Here is a 15,930-nt window from a genome sequence, read left to right as displayed (position 1 = left end):
GAGTTTTCATGTCAATGCATGCCGACTGGAACGCGGCTTCTCTTGCCGCGAAAGTCTTTTCGCGAAGCTGGGCCAAGGATGAGCCGGGCGGTGTTATCATCGGCTTCGACCCTGATGGGGTAAAGTTCGCCTATGCAAGCGGGCTTGAAAGCCTCTCTACCGGTGTTCCTTTCACGGCAAACACCGTCGTTCGCTACGCATCAGTGACGAAACATGCATTTTGTGCGATGGTCCTCAAACACGGAGACGTCATTGGCCTCGACGACCGGCTAGGCGATCATCTGCCGGAATTGCAAAGTCCACTTTCCGATGTCACCGTCGGTCGCGCACTCGACATGACCGGGGGGCTTCCCGATACACGCGAATGCCTGACGCTTCTGGGACTGTCGGTTTACACCGAAACAGAAGCCGATCAGCTTCTGGAATATCTGGCCTCCCTCAAGCGGCTCAATTTCGATGCAGGTTCGGAGATTTCCTATTCCAATACCGGTTACCGGCTGGTGGAAGCCGCCCTCGAAAGAAAAGGACTGCGCTTCAACGATTTCGTGAAGTCGGACATTGCGCAACCGCTTGATATCTTCATGGAAGCGCCGGATGTCTGGAATGATCCGGTTGCCGGTCTCGTTCCCGGTTACTGGAAATCGGGAGAAAAGTGGCAACTCAGTTCCGCTGGCCTGCATATTTCGGCTTCCGGCAGCTTGACGGGCAGCGGTATGGCGCTGACGAAATGGGCGCAGGCTCTCGTCAACGGCGAGGGGGCGTTCAAAGGCCTGCTCGATAAGCTGTCAGCGGAACGTCGTCTTTCGGATGGGCGGATAACAGGTTATGGCCTCGGGCTGCGCTGGAACGAAGTGGACGGAAAGCGCTTCGTTGGACATGGCGGTTCGCATCCGGGCTATAAGAGCTATTTCTTGCTCGACCCCATAGCGAAGACCGGAATGATCGTTGTTTCTAATCGCGAAGATGCCAATACTTACAAGATGGCGCGGGACTGCATGGCCGCTCTCAACGGCTTATCGTTGCCAGAGACGAATTGCAGCATCCCGGACGGACTTTATGTGACAGAGAGCGGGCCATTCTGGCTCGAAATGCGCAATGGCATAGCCAATTGGCTCGATTCCGAAGACACGCTTTACGATATCGGCGATGGCTGGTTCTCATCGCTGTCACCATCTTCACCGGTTCGGCTCCGCTGGACGGGTACGGAATTGGAAGGTGAAATCGGCTATGTGCCGCGCCGATTGAAGCCGGTCACAACGGAGCCGCTCGGACGCGAACTGGACGGCCACTGGCAGGCCCCATCCTATGGTGCCAGTTTCGATATCAAGGATGGTCACCTCATCATGGGTATCGGTCCGACACGCCGGGCCATGCCATTGGAATATCTGGGACAAGGGCGTGCCTTGTTCACGCTACGCGATGGCCCATGGACCAAGCGCGTCTGTCTGCATAGGCTTGAGGACAACCGCATTGAGCTGGTCCTGAGCCGAGCGCGGATGATTGAATACGTCCGATAACCCGGACGGCAAGGATTATGGATGCGGCGTAAGGGCGACCTTACCGCCGCATCTTGCGTTATGGTAGGTTGCGACAATTGATTCCAGAAATATGAGGTAGCGCGATGCTGGAACGGATGATCGATCAAGGCGCAGGACGGGAACCTGCCGACATCGTGCTGAAAGGCGGCCGTTTCTTCGATCTAGTAACAGGCGAGCTTGTCGACAGCGACATTGCCATCTGCGGCGACCGGATCGTTGGAACCTTCGGCAACTATCAGGGTAAGCGGGAAATCGATATTTCCGGACGGATCGTCGTGCCGGGATTTATCGATACTCATCTTCATATAGAATCCTCGCATGTAACGCCGCATGAATTTGATCGCTGCGTGCTGCCGCAAGGTGTGACGACTGCCATCTGCGATCCACACGAGATTGCCAATGTGCTTGGCGCGGAAGGTATCAAGTTCTTCCTCGATAGCGCCATGGAAACCATCATGGATATTCGCGTGCAGCTTTCGAGCTGTGTGCCCGCAACCCATATGGAAACGTCGGGCGCCGAGCTTCTCATTGATGATCTGTTGCCTTTTGCCGACCATCCCAAGGTGATTGGACTTGCGGAGTTTATGAACTTTCCAGGCGTTCTGGCGAAAGACCCCGAATGCATGGCGAAGCTGAAAGCTTTTCAAGGACGGCACATTGATGGCCATGCGCCGCTTTTGCGCGGCTTTGATCTGAATGGTTATATTTCCGCAGGCATACGCACCGAACATGAGGCCACAAGTGCGGAAGAAGCGCTGGAAAAGATGCGCAAGGGCATGCATGTTTTGGTGCGCGAAGGGTCCGTTTCCAAGGATCTCAAAGCACTTATGCCAATCATTACCGAGCGCCATGCGCAGTTTCTGGCACTTTGCACGGATGACCGTAATCCGCTCGATATAGCCGATCAGGGGCATCTTGATTACCTCATCCGCACGGCTATAGCGGGCGGCGTCGCGCCGATTGCTATTTATCGGGCTGCAAGCGTTTCCGCGGCGCGCGCCTTCGGCCTTTTTGACCGTGGCCTGGTTGCTCCGGGCCAGCGGGCCGATCTGGTTGTGGTGGACAGTCTGGAAGGGTGCCGCGCTGAATTCGTATTGTCTGCGGGCAGGGTGGTTTCGGAAGATTTGTTTGTTGCGCGCAAGGCCGTTGCACCTGTGGGGCGCAACAGCGTCAAAGCGCCCAAAGTCAGCGCATCGAGTTTCCGCTCGCATTCCAATAGCGGCAAGACACGCGCGATCGGTATCGTGCCGGGCAAGATCATAACGAAAAGCCTCGAATTCGACCTTAAGGTCGGTCCCAATGGTGTCGAGCCGGATTTCGAAAAAGATGTAGTCAAGATCGCCGTTGTCGAACGTCATGGCAAAAATGGAAATATCGCGACCGGCTTTGTGCACGGCTTTGGCTTGAAATCAGGTGCAATCGCATCAACGGTCAGTCACGACAGCCATAATATCTGTGTGGTCGGCACATCTGATGAAGATATTGCTGCAGCCGCGAACCGATTGGGCGAAATCGAAGGTGGTTTTGTCGTCGTGCGTGACGGCAAGGTCTTGGCTGAAATGCCTTTGCCGATTGCCGGATTGATGAGTACGGAGCCATACGAAACTGTTCGCGACCAGCTTCGCATTCTGCGTCACGCCGCTGAAGAACTGGGCTCTGTTCTGGAAGAACCGTTCTTGCAACTCGCTTTCATCGCTTTACCGGTGATCCCGCATCTGAAGATCACCGATCGTGGCTTGGTGGACGTCGACAAATTCGAGTTCGTCGGCAACTGATCAGTGCAAACCTCCAACACCCAGCAGTTCTTCAACAGTCTGCTGGTTTTCTGCAAGTTCTATCGACGTGCCGGACCATGCGATGCGCCCACGTTCCAGTATGATGACATGATCGGCAAAATCGAGCGCGCTCTGGATGCGCTGTTCGATGAGCAGTATCGTCATGTCGCCTTTCTGCGCCAATGCAGAGAATGCAGCCATCAGTTCTTCGCAAATGACAGGAGCAAGCCCTTCCAGCGGTTCGTCAAGCAACAGTACCGTCGGCTGACCGAGAATGCTGCGCGCCGTCGATAGCATCTGCTGTTCCCCACCGGAAAGCTGTGAGCCAAGATTGCGTCGTCGTTCCTTCAGACGCGGAAACATTGCATAGGCCTCTTCGATCGCATCTTTTGGCCGGTCTTTAAGGCCAACGAAGAGGTTTTCTTCAACGGTGAGGGTGGGAAAGACATCGCGGGTTTGCGGCACATAGCCGAGACCGGCAATTGCGCGAGCCGCTGAAGGAAGCGTGGAGATATTCTTCCCGTCCAGCAGAATTTCGCCGCCATAACGGCGTGTTTGTCCTGCTATGGTAGCAAAGAGGGTGGTCTTGCCGACACCGTTGCGGCCCAGAATAGCAAGCCGCGATCCCGATGTGGCTTTGAGTGACACGTCCTCGATGACGCGCGTAGGGCCGTAGCCGGAAGAAAGATTGCGAATTTCAAGCGAGGCTGCACTCATTGCGCATAGCTCCCGAGATAGGCTTCCCGGACACGGGCGTCCTGCACAACATCTGCCGGCAGTCCGTCAAAAATCACCGTTCCTGCAGCCAGGACAACAACCCGCTTTGCAAAGCGGAAAACGAGATCCATATCGTGCTCGATCATGAGGACCGCCAAATCGGCAGGTAGTCCGGCAAGCGCTTCCTCAATGCGTCCCGTGTCGCTTTGCGGGACGCCGGCGGCGGGTTCGTCGAGCAACAGCACTTTGGGTCGAAGAGCCAAGGCAAGGGCAATTTCCAGAAGACGCTGCTGACCATATGCGATCTCGTTCACCCGCAATTGACTGAGAGACAGAAGACCGAGCGTATCCAGAATGTGGCGCACCTCATCCATGATGTCGGGCATTTTGCGATAGTTGCCGAGAATGCATGTCGTCTTGCCTTCGCGTTGCAGAACAGCAAGCGCGACGTGTTCTTCAGGCGTCATGTCGAAGAAGAGGCGGGTAACCTGAAATGAGCGCACCAGCCCACGCCGGACACGTTGCATTGCATTGAGCCTGGAGACATTCTCCCCGCCTAACGCCACCGTGCCGGAGGTTGGCGCGAGATTGCCTGTAACAAGATTAATGAAAGTGGTCTTGCCCGCGCCATTTGGACCAATAAGCGCGACGCGTTCGCCTTTTGCCATGCTGAGCGAAACATCGTTCGTGACTGCCAGTCCGCCGAAATTCTTGCGCAGATTCGTTACTTCAAACACGGTGCTCATTAGCGATGCGCCTTCTTTTCAAAGTAATAGGCCACGGTTCCATAGAGACCGCGCGGCGCAAACAGCACGACAGCAATCAGCAGGGCGCCAACCATTGTAAGCCAGTGGAAGGGATTTGCGGCCGAAACCAGATCCTCAAACCACATGAAGACTATCGTGCCGATCAGCCCGCCGAACAACGATCCCGTACCGCCAAGAACCAGCATCACCAAAGCTTCAGCCGACAGGGTGAAGCTAAGACTGTCGAGCCCGACGACCTGCGTTGAAATGGCGTTCAGCGCTCCGCCAATGCCGGCAATGGCACCGGAGATAACATACATGCGAAGCTGCGCTGACTGAACCGAAGCTCCCATTGCGTGAATACGGACCGGATCTTCTTTTACGCCCCGGCAAAGCATGCCGAAGGGCGAGCGCACGACAAAGCGCAGGAAGACGAAGGAAGCGAGCAGCAGGAACACGGCATAAATGTAGACGGTGTGTCCGTAGAGATCGAACTCGAATATGCCGAGGATCGGATCGGGCGAAATGCCGCTTAGCCCGTCGCTGCCGCCGGTCCAGCTTGATGCCTTATTGGCTGCTTCGTGAAAAAGATGGATCACGGCAATCGATAGAACGAGTTGAGCGAGACCGTGGGCACGCAAAATGACCGCTCCGGAAACAAGTCCGGTGATCGCGCCCGCGATCAGGCCGATGAGTGTCATCAGGATTGGGTCGGTAATTCCGAAATGAGCAGCAGCGATACCGGCACCATATGCGCCAGCGCCGAAAAGTGCAGCATGACCAAGCGTTGCAATGCCACAGTACCCCGTTACCAGGTCAAGCGACAAGACGAGCAAGGCAATTGCTATGATGCGTGTCAGCAGTGCCAGATTATCGGGAAACAGAAACCAGCCGATGATGCTGGCCAGGATGATCGCTATGATGCCGAGGAATCCCGCAGGGGAATGACGGCGTTGGTGGAGGCTTTGCGTCATATCGGTCATTTTCTGGCTAGCCTTCCTGCGAGACCGCGCGGGAACAGGGTCACAATGACGATCACCGCCAAATAAAAGAAGAACTCTCCATATTCAGGTGCAAGATAACGACCGGTCGTATCGATTGCGCCGAGCAGGAGGCAGGCGATCAGAGCACCGGGTATGGAGCCCGCACCGCCAACGGAGACAACCACCAGAAAGGTCACCATGTAGCGGAGTGCGTAATAGGGCTCGACGGGCAGAAGTTCCGCACCAACGACCCCACCGAAGGCTGCAAGCCCGATAGCAAGCGCAAAGCTGATTGCATAAACGATTTCAGTTCGCACACCGAGAGCCGCCGCCATATTGGCATTGTCGACTGCGGCGCGCAGTTTCACGCCGAAAGCAGTGCGTTCCATGATGTACCAGAGGCCAAGGGCGACTGCCAAACCGCAGCCGATTGCAAAGACACGGTGTTTCGCAATAGCGCGAAATCCGAGATCGACCGACCCGCGTAGCACTTCGGGCAAGGGGATCGTTTTCAAAGTCGGTCCGAATATGTAATTGGTGAGACCTATGATGCAGAAAGTGATGCCGATCGTCATCAACACCTGTGTCAGTTCGGGCGCTCCATAAATGCGCCGATAGAGCAGCCTTTCCACTGGCACTGCGATCACCATTGTGCTGGCGACGGCAAGAATAATCGCAAAACCGTAATTGAGGCCAAGCTGCTGGGCAGCATAGGATGCGAAATAGCCGCCGATCATCGCAAATGCGCCATGAGCCAGATTGACGACGCGCATCAAACCCATGGTGACCGAGAGGCCGATGGAAATAACGAAAAGCACCATGCCGTAGGCAAGGGCATCGACAGCAATGCTGAACACTGTCTGCATTGAATGATCCTGCTGGAACGTATCCCGAAGTGCGGAAGCTGCTTTTCGGGATACGCGGTAAAACAAACAGTTGCGAACCGGGAGTGAAGACGTTCACGTCTCTCCGGGTAATAGGGCAGTATTAGCCGCTGGTTTATTGACCTTTAAGCCCGGGGTCTCCCTGCTTCTCGAAGGTTTGGATTTCCTTGTTGTAGTAGGTGCCATCCTCAGCCTTGGCTACTTCGCGCAAATAAATATTCTGCGTCATGTGACGGCTTTCGGGATCAATGGATACCGGGCCGCGGGGGCTGATCCATTCCATACCTTTCACGGCATCAACCGCCTTTTCAGCATCTTTTTTGCCGCCGGTCGCTTCGATCATCTTATATATGACATGCATGCCGTCATAGGCGCCAACCGAAGGAAAAGATAATTCGACAGGATTGCCGATGGCTTTTCGGGCTTCCTCGACAAACTTCTTGTTCTCCGGCGAGTCATGGGAAACCGCGTAGTGGAAAGTCGTTAGAACACCGAGAGCATTTTCTCCGAGTGCGGGAAGATCGGATTCCTGGGTCAGATCGCCCGGAGCGAAAAGGTGGATGCCGGAGCTCTTCAAGCCGTTATCGACATAGGATTTCATGAAACCGAGTGTGGTTGGTCCCGACGGCAGGAAAGCGAAGACACCTTGTGCGCCGGAATCCTTGATGCGTTGCATGATCGGGCTGAAATCGTTCGTGGCAAGCGGCATGCGAATTGCTTCGACCACTTCGCCCCCAGCTTCTGTGAAAGCCGCCTTGAAAGCATTTTCGGCATCCACACCCGGCCCATAGTCGCTTACGACCGAGATGACCTTTTTGACGCCTTTGTCCAGTGCGACTTTTGCAATCGGGGTCGAAGTCTGCCAGGTTGTGAACGATGTGCGCACCACATAGGGACTCTTGGTGACGATGGAAGATGTGGCGGCATTCATGACCACCATGGGCACATTGCCTTGCTTGAGGATCGGCGTAACCGCCATGGCGTCAGGAGTGAAGTAAAAACCGGCGAGGTATTGCACGCCTTCCTTGACCACCAGTTCCTGCGCAAGTGCCTTTGACTGCGCAGGGTCTGCTTGCGGCACATCGCGATAAACGACCTCTACAGTGTCATCGCCGATCTTGCTGCCATGTTCGGCCATATAGGCGTCGATACCGGCTTTAAAGTTTTTGCCCTGAAGGGCAAATGGGCCTGAAAATGGACCGATGACACCGACCTTCACCACGTCCGCATAAGCTGCTGACGTTGCAAGTGAAAACACCGCGAGCGCGGTTATTGCGATTTTCTTCATGTTCTCCTCCCTATCGCCCACCATTCCTGCCCGTGACCGTCTCATCGCAACAGGGAATGTCCTGATTTCAGCATGCCTATCTAAATGGTCATGTAAAATGAAAAATTTCTTATAATTGATACTCGGATGGTTATGTATTTGCCGCAGGTCCAGTGCCGATCCGGACGACCTTGTCGATTAGCGCTGATGCTATGTTGAGAGCGCCGCCTGTTGACGCAACGATCTGTGGCAGGATCATCCATTCCACCATCCAGGCCGCTCCTGAGCGTTCCTGTTCGTGCACCATTGCCTGATGAAGCCCTCCCATTTGGGCTGCGTTGAAACGAGCCAGGCTAACCAGTATCTCTGCGCCTACCGGATTTTGCTTGTGCGGCATAGCCGACGAACCGCCGCCTCCTGTCAAGGTGAGTTCCTCGCCCGTTTCGGCCATGAGTGCGATATCCTGCCCGAATTTTCCCAGAGTCCCCGTGAGAAGCGAAAGCAAATTGCCGAACTCGACGATAAATGCGCGCTGGCTGTGCCATTGCGGATTATCGTGCAATTCCAGCTTTTGTGCTAGCAGCGCACGCAGGGCAGGCCCTTGCTCGCCGAATTTTTCAAGCGTTCCTGCCGCGCCTCCGAACTGCACGGGAAAGGAGATGGCGTCCAACTTCGCGCTGTAAGCGCAGAGAGGATGTTTCCAGCTCGATATGCGGTCCGATACGGTTATGGGAAGAGCAGGCTGCATACGTGTATAGCCGGTCAGCGCGTTCTTTCCGAACGTCACATCAAGCCAGTCGTAGCGCCGTACGAGTTGTTGAATTCGTCCGTGGAGAATTGAGCTTATGCGTTTCAATCGCAAAACGAGACTCGTATCGATGACATCCTGGCTCGTCGCGCCAAAATGGACATATTCTCCATAATCTTTCCCGACAGCCGACTTTAGCTCTTTCACGAGCGAAGGAATAACCACGCCATCGCGCGCCGTTGCCTTTGCGAGATTCGGGAGGTTGGGTTCAAACGTCTCCATCGTTTTCGCGATCGCAAGTCTAGCCTCGGTGGGTATCAGGCCGAGATCGGCTTGAGCATCCGACAAAGCGGCTTCGTAACGTAACATTTCCGAAATATCGGCTGTCCCCGTAAACAGACTCAATATCTCTTCGTCATCGCCGAAGAGCTGTGCCAGAAATGGATGTTCGAAGACCGAGATACTCATGCGTCAAATATCGAAAAAGACGGTTTCTTTCTCGCCCTGTAAGTGAATATCGAAATGATAGACGCTACTCTCGCGCTGACCGATAAGGGTTTGCACCCGGCTGCGGTGCTCAATGCGAGCAAGGATAGGATCCTCGGTATTGGCATCGGCTTCGTCGGAAAAGTACATTCGTGTCTGCAAGCCAAGATTAATGCCGCGGGCCACGATCCACAAGACGACGTGCGGCGCCATGAGGCGACCGTCCTTGAAAGGAACGCGACCAGGCTTGATCGTCTCGAAAGTAAACTCGCCTGTGTCCATATGGCTCGGGCACCGGCCCCAACCACGAAAGCCCACGTCGGCCTTGCCGCCGGTTTCAGAAGGGCTGTTATAAAGGCCGCGTGCGTCAGCCTGCCATATTTCGACAAGCGCATCGCGAAGCGGCGCGCCCATTCCGTCAATGACACGGCCTTTGATGGTGATGCGTTCGCCCGTGGTCTCCTCACCATAGAGGGGGCCGGACCCAAGATCCTGCTCGAAGACGCCGCTGATCCCGACAAAGTTCGGGGTCAAACCGATATGGACATAAGGGCCGGCGGTCTGTGACGCCGTTTCTTTCAGATATGTGAGAGGTTGCGCCATACTAATTGCCCTCCGGACGATTTTCGAAGAGGGTTGAACGGCGGCCGCGCAACACGATATCGAACTTATAAGCGAGCATATCCATCGGCAGACTGGCGTTCATATCGAGCGGTGCGACCAGCCGTTCGACGGCCGATCTGTCCGGGATGGTTTTGACGATCGGGCACATCCAGATCAATGGATCGCCTTCGAAGTACATTTGTGTGATGAGGCGTTGCGCAAAGCCATGGCCGAACACCGAGAAATGAATGTGAGCCGGGCGCCAGTCGTTCACGCCGTTCGGCCAGGGATATGGACCGGGCTTTATGGTCTTGAACCAGTAATAGCCGTCTTCATCCGTGATAGTGCGGCCGACACCGCCGAAATTTGGATCGATGGCCGCAAGATAGGTTTCTTTCTTATGACGGTAACGTCCGCCGGCATTGGCCTGCCAGAATTCCAGGAGCGCGCCCGGAACGGGCCGGTTGCTTTCGTCCAGAACACGACCGTGCACAAGAATGCGCGGGCCTATGGGCATCTCACCGGGGCGCGCATAGTTGAGGATGAGATCGTTATCCAGTTCATGCAACATATTGTGCCCGAATACCGGGCCGGTAATTTCACTTTTGGTGCCTTCAAGAGAAAGCAGGGCTCGGGTAGGCGAACGGAGCACAGAAGTCTTGTACCACGGCGTATAGGCCGGCGGATGCATCGACAGATCGCGCGCAAAGAATGGAGTTGTCTCCGGCAGGCTGTTTTTCATTTTTGGGCTTCCTCCGCATCCATCTGCGCATAAGTCTGCTTGGCGATCTTGAAAGCGTGGTTCGATGCCGGAACTCCCGCATAGATAGCGACATGCATTAATGCTTCGCAGATGTCCTCCCTCGTCGCGCCTGTATTCTTGGTGGCGCGTATATGCATGGCAACCTCGTCGTCCTGTCCGAGTGCGGCCAGAAGCGCAATGGTGACAATCGAACGCTCCCGTTTGGTCCAGCCCGGACGCGACCAGACGGTTCCCCACGCGGCTTCCGTTATAAGCTCTTGAAACGGCGCATCAAGATCGGTTGCGCTGTTTGAAGCGCGATCAACATGCGTATCGCCCAGAACCGAACGGCGCACATTCATGCCGATCTTGTAACGTTCCGACCGCACGGCATTGTCAGCCATGGTTATTCTCCATGCTAGAATCTGTTTGAAATAAAGTTGCGCAAGAGCGAGACATAGACGTCGGGTTGTTCAACGCAGGGGATATGGCCGCTGGCAGCAATCTCTGCGAAATCTGCTTCAGGAATGAGGCCTGCCAGTTCCCGCACAACAGGCGGCGGCGTGGAGCCGTCTTGCTCGCCGACCAGACACAATGTCGGCACCGAGATATTCCTGGCTACTTGAGTTAAATCGGCGTCACGCAATGCGGTGCAGGTGGCGACATAGCCTTCGAGTGGTTGCCGAACGAACATATTGCAATAAGCGCGATAGGACGGATTGTCGGGACGACGATAGGCAGAGGTGAACCAGCGTGGCATTGTCGCGTCGAGAATGCTTGCGAGACCCTTCTCCCGAATAGCAGCAATACGCGCATCCCACATATCGGCAGTGCCGATCTTATGGGCTGTGTTGGACAGAACAAGCGCTGTCACCAGCTCGGGCCGCGCGGCAAAAACACCCTGCGCAATCAAACCGCCGACAGAAAGACCGCAGATGATCGCTTGCCTTATCGAAAGCATGTCGAGCAGCGCGGTGAGATCGGCGGCAAGCTGTTCGATTGTGTAAGGAGTGTTTCCGATGTCCGAAAGACCGTGTCCTCGTTTGTCATAGACAAGAATTGATGCGTCGTTGCGCAGGCGTACACCAACTTCATCCCATATGCGGAAATCAGTCCCGAGCGAGTTGATGAATACCAGAACGGGCTTTTCGGCTGCCGCCCGCTGAAAGTCGTAGTGGATGACCACGTCGTTTACGGATGCGAATTGCACGGCTTTCTCCTCTTGCGTCGTACTGTCATTCTTTCAACTGGTTAAGTAAAATGATATTCTTGGCTAAAAGCATAACTATAAGGTTATAGATAGGTGATTGGGAACCGTATAAAATTTCGCCATTTACATACGTTCGTTGAGGTTGCGCGACAGAAAAGCGTGGTCAAGGCTTCCGAGGTCTTGAATATCAGCCAACCCGCCGTGACCAAGACGATGCGCGAACTGGAGGAAATTCTGGGCGTTCCGGTCGTGGAGCGCGACGGTCGCGGAATAAGGGTGACGCGGTTCGGTGAAGTGTTCCTTCGTCACGCCGGGACAGCGCTGGCGGCCTTGCGGCAAGGGCTGGATTCTGTCTCGCAGGAGCTGGATGGCTCCGGGCCGCCCATCCGTATAGGCGCATTGCCAACGGTGTCGACGCGTATCATGCCGAAAGCAATGAGCTTGTTTCTTGCGGAGAGAACGTCCAGCCGGGTCAAAATCGTGACGGGTGAGAATGCTGTGCTGCTGGAGCAGTTGCGGGTTGGCGATCTCGATCTGGTCGTTGGGCGGCTTGCTGCGCCGGAAAAGATGACCGGCTTTTCCTTTGAACATCTTTACTCCGAGCAAGTCCGCTTCCTGGTAAGGGCAGGGCACCCCTTGGCAACTGAACACGCGGTCTTCGAAAAGCTGGCGGACTATCCGGTTTTGATGCCGACACGCCATTCGATCATTCGTCCCTTTGTCGACCGGCTGCTGATTGCCAATGGAATCGGAACCATCCCGGTTCAGATAGAAACCGTATCCGATGCCTTCGGACGCGCATTTGTCCGCGACAGCGACGCGGTGTGGATTATTTCGGAGGGCGTCGCGGCCAGGGATGTCGCGGAGGGGAAGCTTGTTGTGTTGCCCATCGATACAAGTGAGACAACAGGACCGGTAGGTCTCACAATGCGAACCGACATGGTGCAGACCGCTGCGATGCAGATACTGATCCAGACATTGCGTGAAGCGGCTGGCTTGAAGCCTTAGAAACCAACGCGGCCAGCCAATCCTGTGCGGTGGTTCACAGCGCCAGATATGACAAGTTCGGATAGGAACTTGTCATATCAATCGTGGGCATTCAGAACGGTAAACCGACATAGTTTTCAGCAAGTGCGGTGGAAGCAGCGTCGGAAGTGCAGAAGTAAACAAGCTCCGCTTCCTGTATTTTTTGATCGAACGGCGCCATGTCCGGAAAGCGGTGCAACAGCTTTGTCATCGACCACGAAAAGCGCTCGGCCTTCCAGACGCGGGCGAGGGCATTGCCGGAATAGGCATTAATACCGGCCTCCGACCTGTCGAGGTAAAACTCCCTTAGCCCCTCGTAAAGATAGTGCACATCGCTGGCGGCGAGGTTCAGTCCTTTAGCGCCTGTCGGCGGAACAATATGGGCGGCATCGCCAACAAGGAACAGCCGTCCAAAGCGCATCGGCTCGGTCACGAAGGAGCGTAGCGGCGCAATGGATTTCTCGAAAGAGGGTCCAGTTACCATGGCTTCGGCATGATGTGCAGGAAGACGTCTGCGCAGTTCATCATAAAAACGCTGGTCGCTCCAGCTTTCGATTGTTTCGTCCAGCGAACATTGAATATAGTAACGGCTGCGCGTGAGTGACCGCATGGAGCAAAGTGCAAAGCCGCGTTTGTGGTTCGCATAAATCAGTTCATGCGCAACGGGCGGAATATCGGCCAGTATTCCGAGCCACCCGAAAGGGTAGACCTTTTCAAAAGTGTCGATTGCGTTTTCGGGAACGGATTTGCGGCTTATGCCGTGATACCCATCACATCCGGCGATGAAATCGCAATCGATACGATGGGTTTTGCCATCTTTCTCGAAGGTGACGTAGGGCGATGCCGTATCAAAATCGTGCGGTATTACGTTGCCCGCTTCGTAAATGCTGGTGGCGCTTGAGTTCTGCCGCGCCTCCATGAGGTCGTGCGTCATTTCGGTCTGGCCATAGACGGTGACGCGCTTGCCGGTCAGCCGATGCAAATCGACGCGATGATCACGCCCGTCAAAAGCGAGCGAGAAGCCATCATGCGGCAGCCCTTCGGCATGGAGGCGGGCCGATGCTCCAGCTTCATCCATAAGTTTGACGGTGCCTTCTTCCAGCACGCCGGCGCGCACGCGGCCCAGAATATAATCTGCGCTGACGCGGTCCAGCACGATATTGTCTATCCCGGCTTTTGTAAGAAGCTGCCCAAGGAGCAGGCCCGAAGGACCCGATCCGATGATTGCGACCTGAGTTCGCATATAGTCCTCCCAATGCAGTCTTCTTTTATTCTTAGGCGAACCTTCAGGGTGACAATGGATAATTCCAGCAATTTATTGTACAAATCAAACATGATTGGAGGGCAGGTGGCGGACAATTTTGTTCCAACATACGAGCTTTATGGAGAAGACAAGGAGCAGAAGCCGGATTTCTGGCTTCACTGCGAAACGCTTTTCTCTCGATCGAGTTTGCACAATTTCGAGATTGCACTGCATCGACACGAGAGTTTCTTCCAGCTCTTGTATATTGAAAGCGGTTCGGGTCAGGCAAATTTTGATGGCGTTATCCGTCCCTTTCAGACGCCATGTGCAATCTTGGTACCGCCCGGTTTCAATCATGGGTTTGCATTTTCGAAAGATATAGTCGGCCATATCGTGACGATATTGAGTCCTCATATGCCGTTTGTCGGAGAAGGTATGGGGGGAGTATTGGCGGAGTGGCTGATGCGGCCACAGCTTCTAACAATGACAGGAGCAGACGAAGAAAATCTTGTGTTACTCGCCTCTCTTTTGCGGCTAATGCATGATGAGTTCCAGGCAAGAAAGCCATTTAAAAACAGAATACTGGAATCCTTTATTCAAGTTGTTTTTGTTTATATTCTAAGACACGCGCAGTCTTCAAGTTCCGCAAAGCCGCAAGAGATACCTGCATACCGGCACGCTCGCATTGAACGGTTGCTGGAATTGATCGACCGATATTATCGAGAACACAAACCCGTTTCATTTTATGCGAAATTGCTGGGTGTCACCCCGACCCATCTCAACCGGACGGTAAAGCAGCTGACTGGAGGGACGACACAAGAATTGGTCGCAAACAAGTTGGTGGATACGGCCAAGCGCGATTTGATAGCCATGCCATCCTCAGTACAGCATATAGCCTACGGGCTTGGCTTTTCGGACCCTGCTTATTTTTCGCGCTTCTTTCTGAAAATGACTGGTGAAACGCCACGAGCGTTTCGCTTGCGGGAGCGTGAGCGGCTCACCGTTCAGGATACGCCACTGCAAGGTTAATAGGATTATTCATCCTCTGCAGTTCATCTCAGCAAGCTTCGCAGGTCCGACTGAACCTGCAACATGGCGGGCAAAAAGCGTTCGACCAGATCGTCCGTTTCGACGTGAGCTACCGGTGCCCCGATATTGAGTGCTGCAACCACCAAGCCTCTATGATTGAAGACTGGCACGGCAATGGAACGCAGTCCGAGCTCCAACTCCTGGTCGTTGATTGCATAACCTTGGCCACGAATAACGGACAGTTCCGCCATCAATTGGTCTATTGTCACTTTCGTAAATGGCGTCAGCGCTTTCCGTCCGGTGCGTTCCAGAATTGCCAGTGCTTCGGCTTCGTGAAGCCAGGCAAGAAGTACACGCCCCATCGAAGCGCAATACGCTGGAAGCCTGCTTCCGGCCATCAGGTTAATGGACATGACACGCATCTGCGAGGCGCGTGCGATGTATACAATTTCCGTTCCATCCAGAACGGATGCTGACGCACTCTCGCCCACTGCGTCGGCCAGCCGGTCAAGATGCGGCTGAATGATCGTCGGCAACGGCGTCGAAGAGAGATAGGCATGGCCGAGTCGAAGAATTTTGGGCAGCAGCATGAAAAACTTGCCGTCATATTCGGCATAGCCCAATTCAGCGAGCGTGAGCAGACATCGCCGCGCTGTTGCGCGGTCGAGACCAGTGATCTTTGAAACGTCAGCGATCGAAAGACGTGGCTGATTTTCGCCGAACGCTTCGATAACCTTCAATCCTTTGGCAAAGCCGCCGATGAAATCCGTTCCACGCATGAAGCCTCCTCAATGCCGCAGCCATTTTGTGCGATATATGAACAAATGTCAAATAACGCACAAAATGTTTTGACCCACGGTTGATGGGGCGACTAACTTGAGTGCGTTTGAGGCTGGAGACGCTTGGTGCGAAACCGAGCGTTCCGGTATGGAG

Annotated in this window: 16 protein-coding genes; 4 read left to right on the top strand and 12 right to left on the bottom strand. The window is 54.7% G+C overall.

All coding sequences use genetic code 11. The annotated features are described in order from the left end of the window. Positions 1-8: 8 nt before the first annotated feature. Entirely contained in the window at positions 9-1,517 is a 1,509-nt protein-coding gene (locus tag F9K78_RS02765) for a serine hydrolase domain-containing protein (protein ID WP_121985355.1), read from the top strand. Between the two features lie 104 nt (positions 1,518-1,621). After that, positions 1,622-3,313 carry an adenine deaminase gene (gene ade / locus F9K78_RS02760; RefSeq protein ID WP_121985356.1) on the top strand — a complete coding sequence of 564 codons (1,692 nt, stop codon included), beginning with the start codon at positions 1,622-1,624 and terminating at the stop codon, positions 3,311-3,313. Here the strand turns inward: ade and F9K78_RS02755 are convergent, their stop codons facing one another. The 10 genes from F9K78_RS02755 to pcaD all read right to left on the bottom strand — a co-directional run bounded on the left by F9K78_RS02755 (position 3,314) and on the right by pcaD (position 11,699). After that, positions 3,314-4,030, bottom strand: a complete 717-nt coding sequence (locus tag F9K78_RS02755; protein WP_121985357.1) for an ABC transporter ATP-binding protein — start codon at positions 4,028-4,030, stop codon at positions 3,314-3,316. Continuing rightward, positions 4,027-4,776, bottom strand: coding sequence for an ABC transporter ATP-binding protein (locus F9K78_RS02750; RefSeq protein WP_121985358.1), 750 nt, complete (start codon positions 4,774-4,776; stop codon positions 4,027-4,029). The genes F9K78_RS02755 and F9K78_RS02750 overlap by 4 nt, the downstream gene beginning before the upstream one ends. Next, the gene (locus tag F9K78_RS02745) at positions 4,776-5,759 is read right to left on the bottom strand and encodes a branched-chain amino acid ABC transporter permease (RefSeq protein ID WP_121985359.1); all 984 of its coding nucleotides are present in this window, start codon (positions 5,757-5,759) and stop codon (positions 4,776-4,778) included. The genes F9K78_RS02750 and F9K78_RS02745 overlap by 1 nt, the downstream gene beginning before the upstream one ends. Further along, entirely contained in the window at positions 5,756-6,625 is an 870-nt protein-coding gene (locus F9K78_RS02740) for a branched-chain amino acid ABC transporter permease (RefSeq protein ID WP_121985360.1), read from the bottom strand. The genes F9K78_RS02745 and F9K78_RS02740 overlap by 4 nt, the downstream gene beginning before the upstream one ends. Positions 6,626-6,758: 133 nt before the next feature. Next, a complete protein-coding gene (locus F9K78_RS02735) occupies positions 6,759-7,931 on the bottom strand; it encodes an ABC transporter substrate-binding protein (RefSeq protein WP_121985361.1) in 1,173 nt (390 codons plus the stop codon). Positions 7,932-8,061: 130 nt separating this feature from the next. Further along, entirely contained in the window at positions 8,062-9,126 is a 1,065-nt protein-coding gene (locus F9K78_RS02730; protein ID WP_121985362.1) for a 3-carboxy-cis,cis-muconate cycloisomerase, read from the bottom strand. A gap of 3 nt (positions 9,127-9,129) precedes the next feature. Next, positions 9,130-9,747: a protocatechuate 3,4-dioxygenase subunit alpha gene (pcaG, locus tag F9K78_RS02725; protein WP_121985363.1), complete on the bottom strand. Its 618-nt coding sequence runs from the start codon at positions 9,745-9,747 to the stop codon at positions 9,130-9,132. 1 nt (position 9,748) lies between these two features. Beyond that, positions 9,749-10,489 (bottom strand): protocatechuate 3,4-dioxygenase subunit beta, encoded by a 741-nt coding sequence (gene pcaH, locus F9K78_RS02720; RefSeq protein WP_121985364.1) that lies wholly within the window; start codon positions 10,487-10,489, stop codon positions 9,749-9,751. After that, entirely contained in the window at positions 10,486-10,893 is a 408-nt protein-coding gene (pcaC, locus tag F9K78_RS02715; RefSeq protein ID WP_121985365.1) for a 4-carboxymuconolactone decarboxylase, read from the bottom strand. Before pcaC ends, pcaH begins: the two co-directional genes overlap by 4 nt. Before the next feature lie 14 nt (positions 10,894-10,907). Beyond that, the gene (pcaD, locus tag F9K78_RS02710; protein WP_121985366.1) at positions 10,908-11,699 is read right to left on the bottom strand and encodes a 3-oxoadipate enol-lactonase; all 792 of its coding nucleotides are present in this window, start codon (positions 11,697-11,699) and stop codon (positions 10,908-10,910) included. Positions 11,700-11,792: 93 nt separating this feature from the next. Between pcaD and pcaQ the strand changes: the two genes are divergently transcribed. Beyond that, the gene (gene pcaQ, locus F9K78_RS02705; protein WP_121981461.1) at positions 11,793-12,707 is read left to right on the top strand and encodes a pca operon transcription factor PcaQ; all 915 of its coding nucleotides are present in this window, start codon (positions 11,793-11,795) and stop codon (positions 12,705-12,707) included. Between the two features lie 91 nt (positions 12,708-12,798). Here pcaQ and pobA read toward each other — a convergent pair whose 3' ends face one another. Then, positions 12,799-13,968 (bottom strand): 4-hydroxybenzoate 3-monooxygenase, encoded by a 1,170-nt coding sequence (gene pobA, locus F9K78_RS02700; RefSeq protein WP_121985367.1) that lies wholly within the window; start codon positions 13,966-13,968, stop codon positions 12,799-12,801. Between the two features lie 90 nt (positions 13,969-14,058). Here pobA and F9K78_RS02695 point away from each other — a divergent pair, with 90 nt between their 5' ends. After that, the gene (locus F9K78_RS02695; RefSeq protein WP_121985402.1) at positions 14,059-14,997 is read left to right on the top strand and encodes a helix-turn-helix domain-containing protein; all 939 of its coding nucleotides are present in this window, start codon (positions 14,059-14,061) and stop codon (positions 14,995-14,997) included. 23 nt (positions 14,998-15,020) lie between these two features. Here F9K78_RS02695 and F9K78_RS02690 read toward each other — a convergent pair whose 3' ends face one another. Then, positions 15,021-15,776 (bottom strand): IclR family transcriptional regulator, encoded by a 756-nt coding sequence (locus tag F9K78_RS02690; protein ID WP_121985368.1) that lies wholly within the window; start codon positions 15,774-15,776, stop codon positions 15,021-15,023. Positions 15,777-15,930: the final 154 nt, after the last annotated feature.

Source organism: Brucella pseudintermedia (genome assembly GCF_008932435.1).
GTDB classification, from domain to species: Bacteria; Pseudomonadota; Alphaproteobacteria; order Rhizobiales; family Rhizobiaceae; genus Brucella; species Brucella pseudintermedia.
The sequence above is the reverse complement of the archived record's forward strand: the minus strand, read 5'-3'. Positions and strand labels throughout refer to the sequence as shown.

Coding starts and splice junctions, on each gene's coding strand:
- F9K78_RS02735 (WP_121985361.1), bottom strand. CDS start 7,931: ATGAAGAAAATCGCAATAACCGCGCTCGCGGTGTTTTCACTTGCAACG.
- F9K78_RS02740 (WP_121985360.1), bottom strand. CDS start 6,625: ATGCAGACAGTGTTCAGCATTGCTGTCGATGCCCTTGCCTACGGCATG.
- F9K78_RS02755 (WP_121985357.1), bottom strand. CDS start 4,030: ATGAGTGCAGCCTCGCTTGAAATTCGCAATCTTTCTTCCGGCTACGGC.
- pcaC (WP_121985365.1), bottom strand. CDS start 10,893: ATGGCTGACAATGCCGTGCGGTCGGAACGTTACAAGATCGGCATGAAT.
- F9K78_RS02695 (WP_121985402.1), top strand. CDS start 14,059: ATGATTGGAGGGCAGGTGGCGGACAATTTTGTTCCAACATACGAGCTT.
- F9K78_RS02765 (WP_121985355.1), top strand. CDS start 9: ATGTCAATGCATGCCGACTGGAACGCGGCTTCTCTTGCCGCGAAAGTC.
- pcaG (WP_121985363.1), bottom strand. CDS start 9,747: ATGGCGCAACCTCTCACATATCTGAAAGAAACGGCGTCACAGACCGCC.
- pcaH (WP_121985364.1), bottom strand. CDS start 10,489: ATGAAAAACAGCCTGCCGGAGACAACTCCATTCTTTGCGCGCGATCTG.
- F9K78_RS02750 (WP_121985358.1), bottom strand. CDS start 4,776: ATGAGCACCGTGTTTGAAGTAACGAATCTGCGCAAGAATTTCGGCGGA.
- ade (WP_121985356.1), top strand. CDS start 1,622: ATGCTGGAACGGATGATCGATCAAGGCGCAGGACGGGAACCTGCCGAC.
- F9K78_RS02730 (WP_121985362.1), bottom strand. CDS start 9,126: ATGAGTATCTCGGTCTTCGAACATCCATTTCTGGCACAGCTCTTCGGC.
- pobA (WP_121985367.1), bottom strand. CDS start 13,968: ATGCGAACTCAGGTCGCAATCATCGGATCGGGTCCTTCGGGCCTGCTC.
- F9K78_RS02690 (WP_121985368.1), bottom strand. CDS start 15,776: ATGCGTGGAACGGATTTCATCGGCGGCTTTGCCAAAGGATTGAAGGTT.
- F9K78_RS02745 (WP_121985359.1), bottom strand. CDS start 5,759: ATGACCGATATGACGCAAAGCCTCCACCAACGCCGTCATTCCCCTGCG.